General features: G+C 70.6%; 11 protein-coding genes. 6 read left to right on the top strand and 5 right to left on the bottom strand.

The window, feature by feature from the left end; all coding sequences use genetic code 11:
* Positions 1–54: 54 nt before the first annotated feature.
* Positions 55–876 (top strand): hypothetical protein, encoded by an 822-nt coding sequence (locus ACWDRB_RS03030; protein WP_449891632.1) that lies wholly within the window; start codon positions 55–57, stop codon positions 874–876.
* Here ACWDRB_RS03030 and ACWDRB_RS03025 read toward each other — a convergent pair.
* The 3 genes from ACWDRB_RS03025 to paaI are packed head-to-tail and all read right to left on the bottom strand — an operon-like array spanning position 865 to position 3,140.
* Positions 865–1,461 carry a TetR/AcrR family transcriptional regulator gene (locus tag ACWDRB_RS03025; protein WP_355194362.1) on the bottom strand — a complete coding sequence of 199 codons (597 nt, stop codon included), beginning with the start codon at positions 1,459–1,461 and terminating at the stop codon, positions 865–867. The two genes, ACWDRB_RS03030 and ACWDRB_RS03025, sit on opposite strands and share 12 nt — an antisense overlap.
* A gap of 3 nt (positions 1,462–1,464) precedes the next feature.
* Positions 1,465–2,760: a phenylacetate--CoA ligase PaaK gene (paaK, locus tag ACWDRB_RS03020; protein WP_449891630.1), complete on the bottom strand. Its 1,296-nt coding sequence runs from the start codon at positions 2,758–2,760 to the stop codon at positions 1,465–1,467.
* Positions 2,760–3,140, bottom strand: coding sequence for a hydroxyphenylacetyl-CoA thioesterase PaaI (gene paaI / locus ACWDRB_RS03015; RefSeq protein ID WP_350723237.1), 381 nt, complete (start codon positions 3,138–3,140; stop codon positions 2,760–2,762). Before paaI ends, paaK begins: the two co-directional genes overlap by 1 nt.
* Positions 3,141–3,239: 99 nt before the next feature.
* Between paaI and paaN the strand changes: the two genes are divergently transcribed.
* From paaN to ACWDRB_RS02995, 4 genes are all read left to right on the top strand, one after another.
* Complete coding sequence (gene paaN / locus ACWDRB_RS03010) at positions 3,240–4,886, top strand: phenylacetic acid degradation protein PaaN (protein ID WP_449891629.1); 1,647 nt, start codon at positions 3,240–3,242, stop codon at positions 4,884–4,886.
* 81 nt (positions 4,887–4,967) lie between these two features.
* Positions 4,968–5,915 (top strand): MBL fold metallo-hydrolase, encoded by a 948-nt coding sequence (locus tag ACWDRB_RS03005; protein WP_449891628.1) that lies wholly within the window; start codon positions 4,968–4,970, stop codon positions 5,913–5,915.
* A complete protein-coding gene (locus ACWDRB_RS03000) occupies positions 5,912–7,447 on the top strand; it encodes an FAD-dependent monooxygenase (protein ID WP_449891627.1) in 1,536 nt (511 codons plus the stop codon). Before ACWDRB_RS03005 ends, ACWDRB_RS03000 begins: the two co-directional genes overlap by 4 nt.
* A gap of 10 nt (positions 7,448–7,457) precedes the next feature.
* Complete coding sequence (locus ACWDRB_RS02995) at positions 7,458–8,891, top strand: alpha,alpha-trehalose-phosphate synthase (UDP-forming) (protein WP_350722881.1); 1,434 nt, start codon at positions 7,458–7,460, stop codon at positions 8,889–8,891.
* Here ACWDRB_RS02995 and ACWDRB_RS02990 read toward each other — a convergent pair.
* Entirely contained in the window at positions 8,824–9,108 is a 285-nt protein-coding gene (locus tag ACWDRB_RS02990; protein ID WP_185077851.1) for a DUF4235 domain-containing protein, read from the bottom strand. The two genes, ACWDRB_RS02995 and ACWDRB_RS02990, sit on opposite strands and share 68 nt — an antisense overlap.
* 108 nt (positions 9,109–9,216) lie before the next feature.
* On the opposite strand from ACWDRB_RS02990, the gene valS reads away from it, so the two are divergent.
* On the top strand, positions 9,217–11,706 hold the full coding sequence (valS, locus tag ACWDRB_RS02985; RefSeq protein ID WP_449891626.1) for a valine--tRNA ligase: 2,490 nt from the start codon (positions 9,217–9,219) through the stop codon (positions 11,704–11,706).
* Positions 11,707–11,775: 69 nt separating this feature from the next.
* Here valS and ACWDRB_RS02980 read toward each other — a convergent pair whose 3' ends face one another.
* A complete protein-coding gene (locus tag ACWDRB_RS02980) occupies positions 11,776–12,294 on the bottom strand; it encodes an ArsR/SmtB family transcription factor (RefSeq protein WP_449891625.1) in 519 nt (172 codons plus the stop codon).
* Positions 12,295–12,348: the final 54 nt, after the last annotated feature.

Raw genomic sequence — 12,348 nt, 5'->3', positions numbered from 1 at the left:
AGGGAGACGAAGCCCGACCTTGAGCGATCGCGACCATGAGGACGGAGGCAACGCGTGGCCGTACCTGAGCAGGACAAGCAACCAGACAACGAGGTCGCCGGCCCCGAACGCGAGGTCGGCGAGCTCGTAGGCAAGCTCACCGCGCCCGGCGAGCTGGAGCCGGCCGAGCGCCGCAGGCTGCTCGGCCGACTAGCCCGCGCGCTGTCCCAGGGGGCCAAGAAGGCACGCGCCACAGGCGCGGGCCGGGGCCGCTGGCTGGCGGACGTCTTTCTCAACATTGCGCCGCGCATCCCGATCAGGGACCTGCACACCCTTTCCGAGCACCATCACGGCCTGACCGGCGAGCAACTCGCCGACGACCTGGTGCGCACCGCCCAGAAGGCCACGATGACGGTCGGCGCCATCGGCGGAGCGCTCGCGGCGGCAGAGTTCGCCGCACCGCCCCTTCTGCTCTCCGCCCCCGCGCAACTCGTCGCCGAGACCATCGTCGTCGCCGCCATCGAGGTCAAGCTCCTGGCCGAACTGCACGAGGTCTACGGCGTACGCGTCGAGGGCTCGGGCACCCAGCGCGCGGTCGCGTTCACGGCCGCATGGGCCAGACAACGTGGCATCGACCCCCTCACGCCCACGTCCGTCTCGCTGGCGCTCGGCGCGGCCACCAAGACCGCCCTGCGCAACCGCCTCCTCCGGACGCTCGGCCGCCACCTGACCACGCTCGGCCCGTTCCTCACGGGAGCGATCGCCGGCGGCGCGCTCAACCGCATCGCCACCAAGAAACTCGGCGAGGCCGTACGCAACGACCTGCGCGTCAAGCTGCCCCGCGGCGCCGAGACCCCCGAGGTCGATCCTCCGCGGCGGGACGCGTTAGACCCGTAGGCCGGTGAAGGTCATCTTGAGCAGCGCGTCGGCCAGGTCGTCCGCAGAGGCCCCGCGCGCCGGTCGGTACCACTCGGTGATCGAGTTCACCGCGCCGAACAGCAGCCGCGTCACCAGCGCCGGATCCACGTCCGGCCGGATGCTGCCCTCCGCCGCCGCCTCCTTGACCAGGTGGCTGATGAACCTGTCGAACTCCCGCCGCCGCTCCAGCGCCGCCTGCTCGGTGCGGCTGTTGCCGCGCACCCGCAGCAGCAGCGTCACGTAGGGCAGCCGGTCCACGAGGATGCGCACGCTCTGCCGTACCGCCCACTCCAGGCGGTCGATCGCGGGTCCCGAGGCGGCGCGCTCGTCGGTCACCACCGCGAACAGCCCGTCGAGCGCCCGGTCCAGCGCCCGCGCCAGCAGTTGCTCCTTGCCCGGCACGTGGTAGTAGATGGCCGACTTGGTCACGCCGAGAGCCCTGGCCAGGTCCTCCATGCTCGTCCCGTCGTAGCCCCGCTCGTTGAAGACGCCGACGGCGGTGGACAGCACGGACTCCGGGTCGTGTCCGCGCTTGCGCCGGCGGGTGGGGGTCGGAGAGGCCATGTCTTAATTATCCCGCTTGTCGATGACTCGTTTGAGCTTGCCGACCGAGCGCTCCAGCGTCTCCGGATCCACCACCTCGACCTCCACGCTCACGCCCACGGTGTCCTTGACGGCCCGGCGCAGCGCCTCCCCGGCCTCCCCACGGCTCGCGAGGCCTGGGCGGGCCTCGACCCTGACCGTCATCACGTCGAGCCGCCCCGGGCGGGTCAGGTGGAGCTGGAAGTGCGGTGACAGGCCCTCCACGCACAGCACCAGCTCCTCGATCTGGGTCGGGAACACGTTCACGCCGCGCAGGACGATCATGTCGTCGGTGCGGCCCGTCACCTTCTCCATGCGCCGGAACGCGGGCCTGGCGGTGCCCGGCAGCAGCCTGGTCAGGTCCCCGGTGCGGTAGCGGATGACCGGCATGGCCTCCTTGGTGAGGCTGGTGAAGACCAGCTCGCCCGCCTGCGCGGGCTCCCCGGTGAGGGGGTCGACGGTCTCCGGGTAGAAGTGGTCCTCCCAGACGTGCAGGCCGTCCTTGGTCTCGACGCACTCGTTCGCGACGCCGGGGCCGATCACCTCCGACAGGCCGTAGATGTCCACGGCGTGCAGGTCGAAGCGGTCCTCGAGCTCCGCGCGCATGCGCTCGGTCCAGGGCTCGGCGCCGAAGATCCCGATCCGCGGTGAGGACGCGCGGGGGTCCAGGCCCTGCCGCTCGAACTCGTCCAGCAGGGCCAGCATGTACGACGGCGTGACCATGACGATGTCGGGCCGCAGGTCGGTGATGAGCCGGACCTGCCGGGGAGTCATGCCGCCGGAGACCGGCACCACCGTGCAGCCCAGCCGCTCGGCCCCGTAGTGGGCGCCCAGCCCGCCGGTGAACAGGCCGTACCCGTAGGCCACGTGCACGATGTCGCCCGGCCGGCCGCCGGAGGCGCGGATCGAGCGGGCCACGACGTCCGCCCAGACGTCCAGGTCGTGCCTGGTGTAGCCGACCACGGTGGGCGCGCCCGTGGTGCCGCTGGAGGCGTGGATCCTGGCCACCTGCTCGCGCGGGACAGCGAACATGCCGAACGGGTAGGTGTCGCGCAGGTCCTGCTTGGTGGTGAAGGGAAACTTCGCCAGGTCGGCGAGCTCTTTGCAGTCGCTCGGATGCACGCCCACCTGGTCGAATTTTTGCCGATAAATCGGGACATGTTGGTAGGCGTGAGTGAGTGTCCGCTGGAGCCGCTCCAACTGGATCGACATGAGCTCGTCGCGGGACGCCCGCTCGATGGGATCGAGATCTTCCGGCGCGGGGGGATCGCCGAGTCTCATCAGCCCTCCACCTGTCTCAGTTCTCTGCTGCGGCCGCGGAACTCGGCGACCACCCGGCCGGCCGCTCCGCGCACCGTGATGTCGTAGATGCCGCTGCGGCCGTAGCGGGTGCGCTCGGCGGCCTCGGCCACCAGCACGTCGCCCGCGTGGGCCGGGGAGACGAACGTGATCTCCGCGCCCGCCGCCACCGTCACCGGGCCGTGGCTGTTGCAGGCGCACGCGAACGCGGTGTCGGCCAGCAGGAACACGTAGCCGCCGTGACACAGGTCGTGCCCGTTGATCATCTGGTCGGTCACGGTCATGCGGCACACCGCCCGGCCCTCGCCGAGCTCCGTCAGCTCGATGCCCAGGGCGGCGGAGGCGGTGTCGGCGTCCATCATGCGACGCGCGCTCTCCAACGCAGGTCTCCCTTGTCAACTGACCGAATGTTCGGTAAACACTTCACCGTCCGGACCATCCCTGTCAAGAGGATGAACACCATGTTCGAGCAGCACCGCGAGACTCTGGAGAAGGCGCTGTCGGCCATCGCCGAGCGGGGATACTGGAGCGCCTATCCCGAGTCGCCGAGCCCGCGCGTCTACGGCGAGGGGGCGGCCGAGCGGGGCAAGGAGGCGTTCGAGTCCCACCTCGGCAGGCCGTTCCCCCTCGACCAGCCGGGCACCGGGTCCTGGATCGGCGCCGAGCGCTCCCCGTACGGCATCGACCTCGGCGTCACCTACCCGCAGCCGCTCGTGGACGACCTGATCGCCGCGGCCCGGGCGGCGCTGCCCGCCTGGCGCGACGCCGGGCCCGAGGCCCGCGCGCTGGCCTGCGTCGAGATCGTCGATCGGATCAACCGGCGCAGCTTCGAGCTGGCCAATGCGGTGCAGCACACGACCGGGCAGGCGTTCGTGATGGCCTTCCAGGCGGGCGGGCCGCACGCGCAGGACCGCGCGCTCGAGGCCGTCGCGTACGGCTACGCGGCCATGACCTCCTCGGCCGCGAGCGCCCGCTGGGAGAAGCCGGCCAAGGGCGAGCCGCTGGTCATGGACAAGCGCTTCACGGTCGTGCCCCGGGGCGTCGCGCTGGTGATCGGCTGCAACACGTTCCCGACCTGGAACGCGTACCCGGGGCTGTTCGCCTCGCTCGTCACCGGCAACCCGGTGATCGTCAAGCCCCATCCGCGCGCGGTCCTGCCGCTCGCCATCACCGTGCGGATCGCCCGCGAGGTGCTGGCCGAGGCGGGCTTCGACCCCGGGCTGGTCTCGCTCGCGGTGGAGGAGGAGCAGGGGCTGGCCAGGACGCTCGCCACCCACCCCGACGTCCGCATCGTCGACTTCACCGGCTCCACGGAGTTCGGCGACTGGCTGGAGCGGAACGCGCGGCAGGCGCTCGTGCACACCGAGAAGGCGGGGGTCAACACGATCGTCGTCGACTCGACCGACTCCTGGCGCGGCATGCTGGGCAACCTGGCGTTCTCGCTGTCGCTCTACAGCGGCCAGATGTGCACGGCGCCGCAGAACCTCCTCGTGCCGGCCGGCGGGATCGAGACGGACGAGGGCCACAAGAGCTTCGACGAGGTCTGCGCCGGGCTGGCGGGCGCCGTCGGCAGGCTGCTCGGGGACGACGCCCGTGCGGTGGAGCTGACCGGGGCCATCGTCAACCCCGACGTGCTGGCCCGGGTGGAGGCGGCGCCGTCGCTGGGCGAGGTGGTGCTGGAGTCGCGCGCGGTGAAGCACCCGGGGTTCCCGGACGCGGTGGTGCGGACGCCGGTGATCGTGAAGGTCTCGCCGGACGACTCCGACGTCTACGGGCGGGAGCATTTCGGGCCGATCGCGTTCGTCATCCCGACGGGGTCGACGCAGGAGAGCCTGGAGGTGCTACGGCGCACGATCAAGGCCCGCGGGGCGCTCACGGCCGCCGCCTACTCGACCTCCGACGAGGTGCTCGACCAGGCCGAACGGGCCGCCCTCGACGCGGGGGTGAACCTGTCGTGCAACCTGACGGGCGGCGTCTTCGTCAACCAGTCGGCGGCGTTCAGCGACTACCACGGCACGGGCGCCAACCCGGCCGCCACGGCCTCGCTCACGGACCCGGGCTACGTGGCGGGCCGCTTCCACATCGTCCAGACCAGGCGCCCGGCGTGACGTGGGGCGGCGTTGGGAGAGGGGCCGTCGGAGGGGGAATGGGTCCTGGCGGGTGCTGACCGCGTCGCGGGAGGAGTGGTGATGGCCAGACCGTTCGCCTCGTCGGCCGATCTCGGCGAGAAGAAGCAGTCCCTGGAGGTGCTGGCCGAGGGCGTGTACGCGCTCACGGCAGAAGGCGATCCGAACGTGGGCGCCATCGAGGCCGAGGACTTCCTCGTCTGCTTCGAGGCGCTCGCCACGCCCGTGGCCGCCCGCGAATGGCTGGCCAGGCTGCGGGAGCACACCGACAAGCCGATCAGGTACCTGGTGCTGTCGCACTACCACGCCGTCCGCGTGCTGGGCGCGTCGGCGTTCGGCGCGGACGTGATCGTGACGCACGACAAGACCCGCGAGCTGATCGCCGAGCGCGGCGAGCAGGACTGGGCCAGCGAGTACGCCAGGATGCCCCGCCTGTTCAAGGAGCCCGGGTCGATCCCGGGGCTGACGTGGCCGACGGCGACGTTCAGCGACACGTTCACCATCGACCTGGGCGGCGACCGGGGCGACCTGGTGCTGGCCCACTGCGGGCGCGGCCACACCGAGGGCGACCTGGTGGCCTGGCTGCCGAAGCGACGGATCATGTTCGCCGGCGACCTCGTCGAGTCCCAGGCCGCCCTCTACACCGGCGACGCCTTCCACCTCGACTGGTCCGCCGCGACGCTCGACAAGGTCGCGTCGTTCGGGGCGGAGACGCTGGTCGGGGGCAGGGGCGCGGTGGCGCGCGGCCGGCAGGGGGTGGACGCGGCCATCGCGCAGACGCGTGACTTCCTCGCCGTGATGCTGCGCGAGGTCGGCGCGGCGGGCTCGCTCAAGGAGGCGTTCGAGCGCACGCACCGGGCGCTGGCGCCCCGGTACGGGTCCTGGCCGATCTTCGAGCACTGCCTGCCGTTCAACGTCTCCAGGCTCTGGGACGAGCTGCACGGCGTCGAGCGCCCGCGCATCTGGACCGCCGAGCGCGACCGCGAAGTCTGGGACCAGCTCCAGTCATGAACGCCCAATCCAGTGCGCAGGTCATCGTGGTCGGGGCGGGGCCGGTCGGGCAGAGTGCCGCGCTGCTGCTGGCCCGCTGGGGCATCCAGGTGCTGGTGCTCGACCGGCGGGCCGGGCGCGACTCCACCGGGTCGAAGTCCATCTGCCAGCAGCGCGACGTGCTCGACATCTGGACCGCCGCCGGCGCGGGCAAGATCGCCGAGGAGGGCCTGGCCTGGACCACCGCCCGCACCTACTACCGCGACCGCGAGCTGTTCTCCTGGTCGTTCGAGCGCGAGGGCCCGCTGCCGGCGTGCGTGAACATCTCCCAGACCCGCACCGAGCAGATCCTGGACGAGGCCATCGCGGCGCAGCCGCTCATCGAGGTGCGCTGGGACCACGAGGTCACCGGCCTCGACCAGGACCCCTCGGGGGTGACGGTCCGCTGCGGTCAGCGGTTGCTGCGCGCGTCCTACGCGCTGGTCTGCGCGGGCGCCAGGGCCCAGCAGGTACGCCAGGCGCTCGGCGTCTCGTTCGACGGGGAGACGTTCGACGACCAGTTCCTCATCTGCGACATCAGGGCCGACCTGCCCGGCTGGGAGAACGAGCGCCGCTTCTACTTCGACCCGCTGTGGAACCCGGGCCGCCAGGTCCTGATCCATCCCTGCCCGGGCGGCACGTTCCGGATCGACTGGCAGATCGCGCCCGACTTCATCCCAACAAAAGCCGATATTTCCAGAAAAATTGGGCAGATCATCGGCGGCCGGCCCTATGACCTGCTCTGGCACAGCACGTACCGCTTCCACTCCCGCATCGCCTCCCGCATGCGCGTCGGCCGGGTCCTGCTGGCCGGCGACAGCGCCCACCTGGTGGCCCCGTTCGGCGCCAGAGGGCTCAACTCCGGCGTGCCCGACGCCGAGAACGCGGCCTGGAAGCTGGCCTTCGTGCTCAACGGCTGGGCGGGGGAGGGGCTGCTGGAGTCGTACCACGCCGAGCGGCACGCGGCCGCGCGGGAGAACCTCGAGATCACCGCCGCCACGATGCGCTTCCTCGCCCCCAGGACCGTGGCGGAGCGCATGCGCAGGCGGGCCGTGCTGGAGGGCGGGCTGGTGGCGGAGGTGGACTCGGGCCGGTTCGCGGAGCCGTTCTGGTATGTGGACTCGCCGCTGACGACCCCCGAGCCGACGCGGCCGTTCGGGGGCAGGCCGCCCAAGGGCGCGCTGTGCGTTCCGGCGCCCGGCGTGATCCTTCCTGACGTGGGACTTTCGGGCGGCAGGTTGCGGGAGTTCTGTCGTGACGGTTTTCTCGTGTTGTTGGGTGATATGTGCGATTCGCGTTTGTTTGCGCAGGTCTTGGGCAAGGTCATTACGGCGCCGCTCGCCGTGCGCGGGCTCGCGGAGATGGATGGGACCGGCTCGCTCGCTGAAAGGCTCGGCGCCGGACCGGATGAGGCATGGCTCATCAGGCCCGACTCCCACATCGCCGCGATCATCCCCCATGCGGGTCCCGACTCGGTGGCGGACGCCGTCCGCCGCGTGCTCGGCGAACAATAGGAGGAACTGCGTGACTGGCCGTAGCTCGTTTCTGATCGTCGCGAACCGGTTGCCGGTGGATCGGATGCTCGAGCCTGACGGAACGGCCTCGTGGCGCAGAAGCCCTGGCGGGCTCGTGACCGCGATCGCACCGGTGATGAAGCGCCGGCACGGAGCCTGGCTCGGCTGGCACGGAGCCCCCGACGAGAAGCTGGAGCCGTTCGAGCAGGACGGCATGAACCTCATCCCGATCCCCCTGTCGGCCGGTGAGGTGGAGCTGTACTACGAGGGCTTCTCCAACGCCACCCTCTGGCCGCTCTACCACGACGTGGTGGCGCCGCCGGTGTTCGACCGGGCGATGTGGGACACCTACCGCGCCGTCAACGAGCGCTTCGCCAACGCCGCCGCCGACGCCGCCGAGAAGGGCGCGGTGGTCTGGGTGCAGGACTACCAGCTCCAGCTCGTCCCGGCCATGCTGCGCAGGCTCAGGCCGGACCTGCGGATCGGGTTCTTCCTGCACATCCCGTTCCCGCCGACCGAGCTGTTCTGGCGGCTGCCGTGGCGCAAGGACCTCGTCGAAGGGCTGCTCGGGGCCGACCTGGTGGGCTTCCAGCTGCCCGGCGGGGCCTCCAACTTCCGGCGGCTGTGCCGCAGGCTGCTCGGGCTGCCGTACAAGGGGAACGAGATCTTCCTCGACGACCGGGTGGTGACCACGCAGGCCTTCCCCATCTCGGTGGACTTCGGGCAGCTCGACTCGCTGGTGCGCGACCCGCAGATCATGGCGCGGGCCAAGGAGGTCAGGGCGGAGCTGGGCGATCCCGAGCACGTGCTGCTCGGCGTCGACCGGCTCGACTACACCAAGGGCATCGGGCAGCGGCTGGAGGCGTTCGGCGAGCTGCTCAAGGACGGGCGGCTGAAGGCGAACGAGGCCGTGTTCGTGCAGATCGCCACGCCCAGCAGGGAGCGGGTGGAGGAGTACAAGCGGCTGCGCGACGACATCGAGCTGCAGGTCGGGCGGATCAACGGCGAGCACGCGCAGCTCGGCTACCAGCCGGTCCAGTATTTCCACCAGTCGTACGACCACGCCGAGCTGGCCGCCCTCTACCTGGCCGCCGACGTCATGGTCGTGACCCCGCTGCGTGACGGGATGAACCTGGTCGCCAAGGAGTACGTCTCCTGCCACCACGACCTGCACGGCGCGCTGGTGCTCAGCGAGTTCGCCGGGGCGGCCGACGAGCTGCGCCAGGCCTACCTGGTCAACCCGTACGACGTGGAGGACGTCAAGCGGCAGATGGTGGCCGCGATGCGGGCCACGCCGCACGAGCTGGCCCGGCGGATGCGCACGATGCGCCGCCGGGTAGCCACCTACGACGTGGACCGCTGGGCCAACGAGTTTCTCACTGCCCTTGAGTCACCTGCTTCACAGACTTCCACGCGTCGTAACGCTTCTTGGCGGTCCGGTTGACCACGATCTGCGCCACGGACATGCCGACACCCATGAGCACGGCGTAACCGATCGCCTCCCCCATGCTGACCTCGGGCGAGTCTGTGTCGAGCGGCGGCTCTTTCCCGGTCGCCTTCACCCAGACGAACCCGAGGACCTTCCTTGCCGCCCAGCCGGTGGCCAGACCGACCAGGCCGCCGATCACACGCCAGGCGACATCGGGCTTGTCCTCCGCCATGTCGATCTCCCTTCCCCTCTGTAACGAAGACTAGTCTGCACCGCTTGCCGGGCCTGCGAAGCCGTACCATATGGAGGCATGACTCAACAGCGACTACGCCATGCATCCATGCCGGAAAAGCCGACCCTCGACGGCTTGGAGCAGGTATGGGTAGCTCGCTGGGAGGACGAGGGCACCTACCGTTTCGACCGGTCCGCGCCGCGCGAGCAGGTTTATGCCATCGACACGCCGCCGCCGACCGTGTCCGGCTCGCTGCACGTCGGTCATGTCTTCTCCTTCACCCACACCGACATCATGGCCCGCTACCAGCGGATGATCGGCAAGTCGGTGTTCTACCCGATCGGCTGGGACGACAACGGCCTGCCCACCGAGCGCCGGGTGCAGAACGTCTACGGCGTGCGCTGCGACCCGTCGCTGCCCTATGACCCTGACTTCGTGCCACCGGACAAGCCCGGCAAACGTGAGATCGCCATCTCGCGGCGTAACTTCGTGGAGCTGTGCCACAAGCTGACCGCCCTCGACGAGCAGGCGTTCGAGGAGGTCTGGCGGCGGGTCGGCCTGTCGGTCGACTGGTCGCTGCTCTACACCACGATCAGCGACGAGGCGCAGGCGGTCTCGCAGCGCGCCTTCCTGCGCAACCTGCTGCGCGGCGAGGCCTACCTCGCCGAGGCGCCGACGCTGTGGGACGTCACCTTCCGCACCGCCGTCGCCCAGGCCGAGCTGGAGGACCGGGAGTGGCCCGGCGCGTTCCACAAGATCTCGTTCTACGGCGAGAAGGGCCCGGTCTTCATCGAGACGACCAGGCCCGAGCTGATCCCGGCGTGCGTGGCGCTGGTCGCCCACCCCGACGACGAGCGCTACCAGCCGCTGTTCGGCACGTCGGTGCTGACGCCGCTGTTCGGGGTGGAGGTGCCGGTGCTGGCCCACCGGCTGGCCGAGCCCGACAAGGGCACCGGCATCGCCATGATCTGCACGTTCGGCGACATCACCGACGTCACCTGGTGGCGGGAGCTGCACCTGGAGACCCGGCCGATCATCGGCTGGGACGGGCGGCTGCTGGCCGAGCCGCCGGAGGGCGTGGAGGCGGAGCCGTACAAGGAGCTGGCCGGCAAGACCGTGCACAGCGCCCGCGAGCGGATCGTGGAGCTGCTGCGGGAGTCCGGCGACCTCGAGGGCGAGCCGAGGCCCGTCTCGCGCACGGTCAAGTTCTACGAGAAGGGCGACCGGCCGCTCGAGATCGTCACCACCCGCCAGTGGTACATCCGCAACGGCGGGCGCGACGAGGAGCTGCGTGATCGGCTGCTGGGGCGCGGGCGCGAGCTGACGTGGCACCCGCCGCACATGCGCGTGCGCTACGACAACTGGGTCGAGGGGCTCACCAGCGACTGGCTGATCTCGCGCCAGCGCTTCTTCGGCGTGCCGTTCCCGGTGTGGTATCCGATCGACGAGTCGGGGCAGCCCGTCCACGACGCGCCGATCGTGCCCACGGAGGACATGCTGCCGGTCGACCCGTCCTCCGACGTGCCGCCCGGCTACACCGAGGACCAGCGCGGCGTGCCCGGCGGGTTCATGGCCGACCCCGACGTGATGGACACCTGGGCCACCTCGTCGCTGACGCCGCAGATCGCGGGCCGCTGGGAGACCGACGACGACCTGTTCAAGCGGGTCTACCCGGCCGACCTGCGGCCGCAGGCGCACGAGATCATCCGCACCTGGCTGTTCTCGACCGTGGTCAGGTCGCACTACGAGTTCGGCCGGCTGCCGTGGAGCGACGTCGCGATCTCGGGCTGGATCCTCGACCCCGACCGCAAGAAGATGTCCAAGTCCAAGGGCAACGTGGTCACCCCGCTCGACCTGCTGAAGCAGCACGGCTCCGACGCGGTGCGCTACTGGGCGGCCAACGGCCGCTACGGCGTGGACACCGCGTTCGACGCCGGGCAGCTCAAGATCGGGCGGCGGCTCGCGATCAAGATCCTCAACGCGTCCAAGTTCGTCCTCGGCCTGGCTATGAACGACGGGCCAGGATCAAACACGGTCACCGAGCCGCTCGACCTGTCGATGCTCGCGGGCCTGTCCGACGCCGTGCGCGAGGCCGGCCAGGCGTTCGAGGCCTACGACCACACCAGGGCGCTGGAGGCCGTGGAGCGCTTCTTCTGGGCGTTCTGCGACGACTACCTGGAGCTGGTCAAGGCCCGGGCCTACGAGTCCGGTCCGGCCGCCGCCTCCGCCCACGCGGCGCTGCGGCAGGCGCTCGACGTGCTGCTGCGGCTGTTCGCGCCGTTCCTGCCCTTCGTGACCGAAGAGGTGTGGTCGTGGTGGCGCGAGGGGTCGGTGCACCGGGCCCCGTGGCCCGCTCTCTCGCGCGGGGCCGGCGACCCGGCCGTGCTGGCCGTGGCGTCCGAGGTGCTCGGCCAGGTGCGCAAAGCCAAGTCCGAGGCCAAGCAGTCGATGCGGGCCGAGGTCTCCAGGCTGACCGTTTGGGCGCCCGAAGTCGGGCTTGTCCGCCAAGCTCAGGACGACCTTTGTGCCGCAGGCACTGTGGAGGAGTTCGTCTTGGAGTATGGTGACGAGCTGAAAGTCGAGGTCCACCTGGGCTGACGTCCGGATGGCAGGACGCCGGGCCGCCCCCCTCTGCGGGGCGCCCGGCGTCCGTGCGTTCGGGGGTCCTCAGGGGTCCCGGGTGACGTCGCGGTGCATGGCGAGGAAGATCGAGTACGCCTGCCCGTCCGGCGGCGCCTGCCGCCCGCGAAACTCGTCGAACAGCTCCTCCAGCCGCCTGCGCAGCTCCGCGTGCCCGTCGGGGGTGAGCCTGAGCCCCAGCCTGACGAGGTCGGCCCGCTCGATGTCGATGAGCCTGCTCTCCTGCAGGAACGCGTCGAGCATCGCCGCGCTGCCCCCGCTCACGCCGCTCTCGCGGACGTCCATCTCCCACGACTTGCCGGTGGCCCGGTAGGGGATCTCCGTGGAGCCGCGCGGCCCTGGCCGGCTGGGCTCGGCGGACAGGAAACCCGTCTCCACGAGCTTGCGCACGTGGTGGAGGGTGGTGGCGGGGTTGGCGTCGAGGCGGCCGGCGATCTCTTTGTTGGTGAGCGCCTGGTCGAGACAGAGCCGCAGTATGCGCAGCCGTACGGCAGAGGCCAGCGCGCGGGCCTCGGCCTCGGTGGCGGGGCGGCGTTGGGTGCCCATGGACCGCCACCCTATAACCGGTTGATTTTTCTCAATCGGTCAGGGATGCTCTGA

Source organism: Nonomuraea sp. NPDC003707 (genome assembly GCF_053587055.1).
Note: the sequence above shows the minus strand (reverse complement) of the source record. Positions and strands in the feature narration are given on the sequence as shown.

Bases quoted from the DNA above. Each gene is read 5' to 3' on its own strand.
- ACWDRB_RS03000 (WP_449891627.1), top strand. From the start codon at position 5,912: ATGAACGCCCAATCCAGTGCGCAGGTCATCGTGGTCGGGGCGGGGCCG.
- paaI (WP_350723237.1), bottom strand. From the start codon at position 3,140: ATGATGGACGCCGACACCGCCTCCGCCGCCCTGGGCATCGAGCTGACG.
- ACWDRB_RS02980 (WP_449891625.1), bottom strand. From the start codon at position 12,294: ATGGGCACCCAACGCCGCCCCGCCACCGAGGCCGAGGCCCGCGCGCTG.
- ACWDRB_RS03005 (WP_449891628.1), top strand. From the start codon at position 4,968: ATGGCCAGACCGTTCGCCTCGTCGGCCGATCTCGGCGAGAAGAAGCAG.
- valS (WP_449891626.1), top strand. From the start codon at position 9,217: ATGCCGGAAAAGCCGACCCTCGACGGCTTGGAGCAGGTATGGGTAGCT.
- ACWDRB_RS03025 (WP_355194362.1), bottom strand. From the start codon at position 1,461: ATGGCCTCTCCGACCCCCACCCGCCGGCGCAAGCGCGGACACGACCCG.
- paaN (WP_449891629.1), top strand. From the start codon at position 3,240: ATGTTCGAGCAGCACCGCGAGACTCTGGAGAAGGCGCTGTCGGCCATC.
- ACWDRB_RS02990 (WP_185077851.1), bottom strand. From the start codon at position 9,108: ATGGCGGAGGACAAGCCCGATGTCGCCTGGCGTGTGATCGGCGGCCTG.
- paaK (WP_449891630.1), bottom strand. From the start codon at position 2,760: ATGAGACTCGGCGATCCCCCCGCGCCGGAAGATCTCGATCCCATCGAG.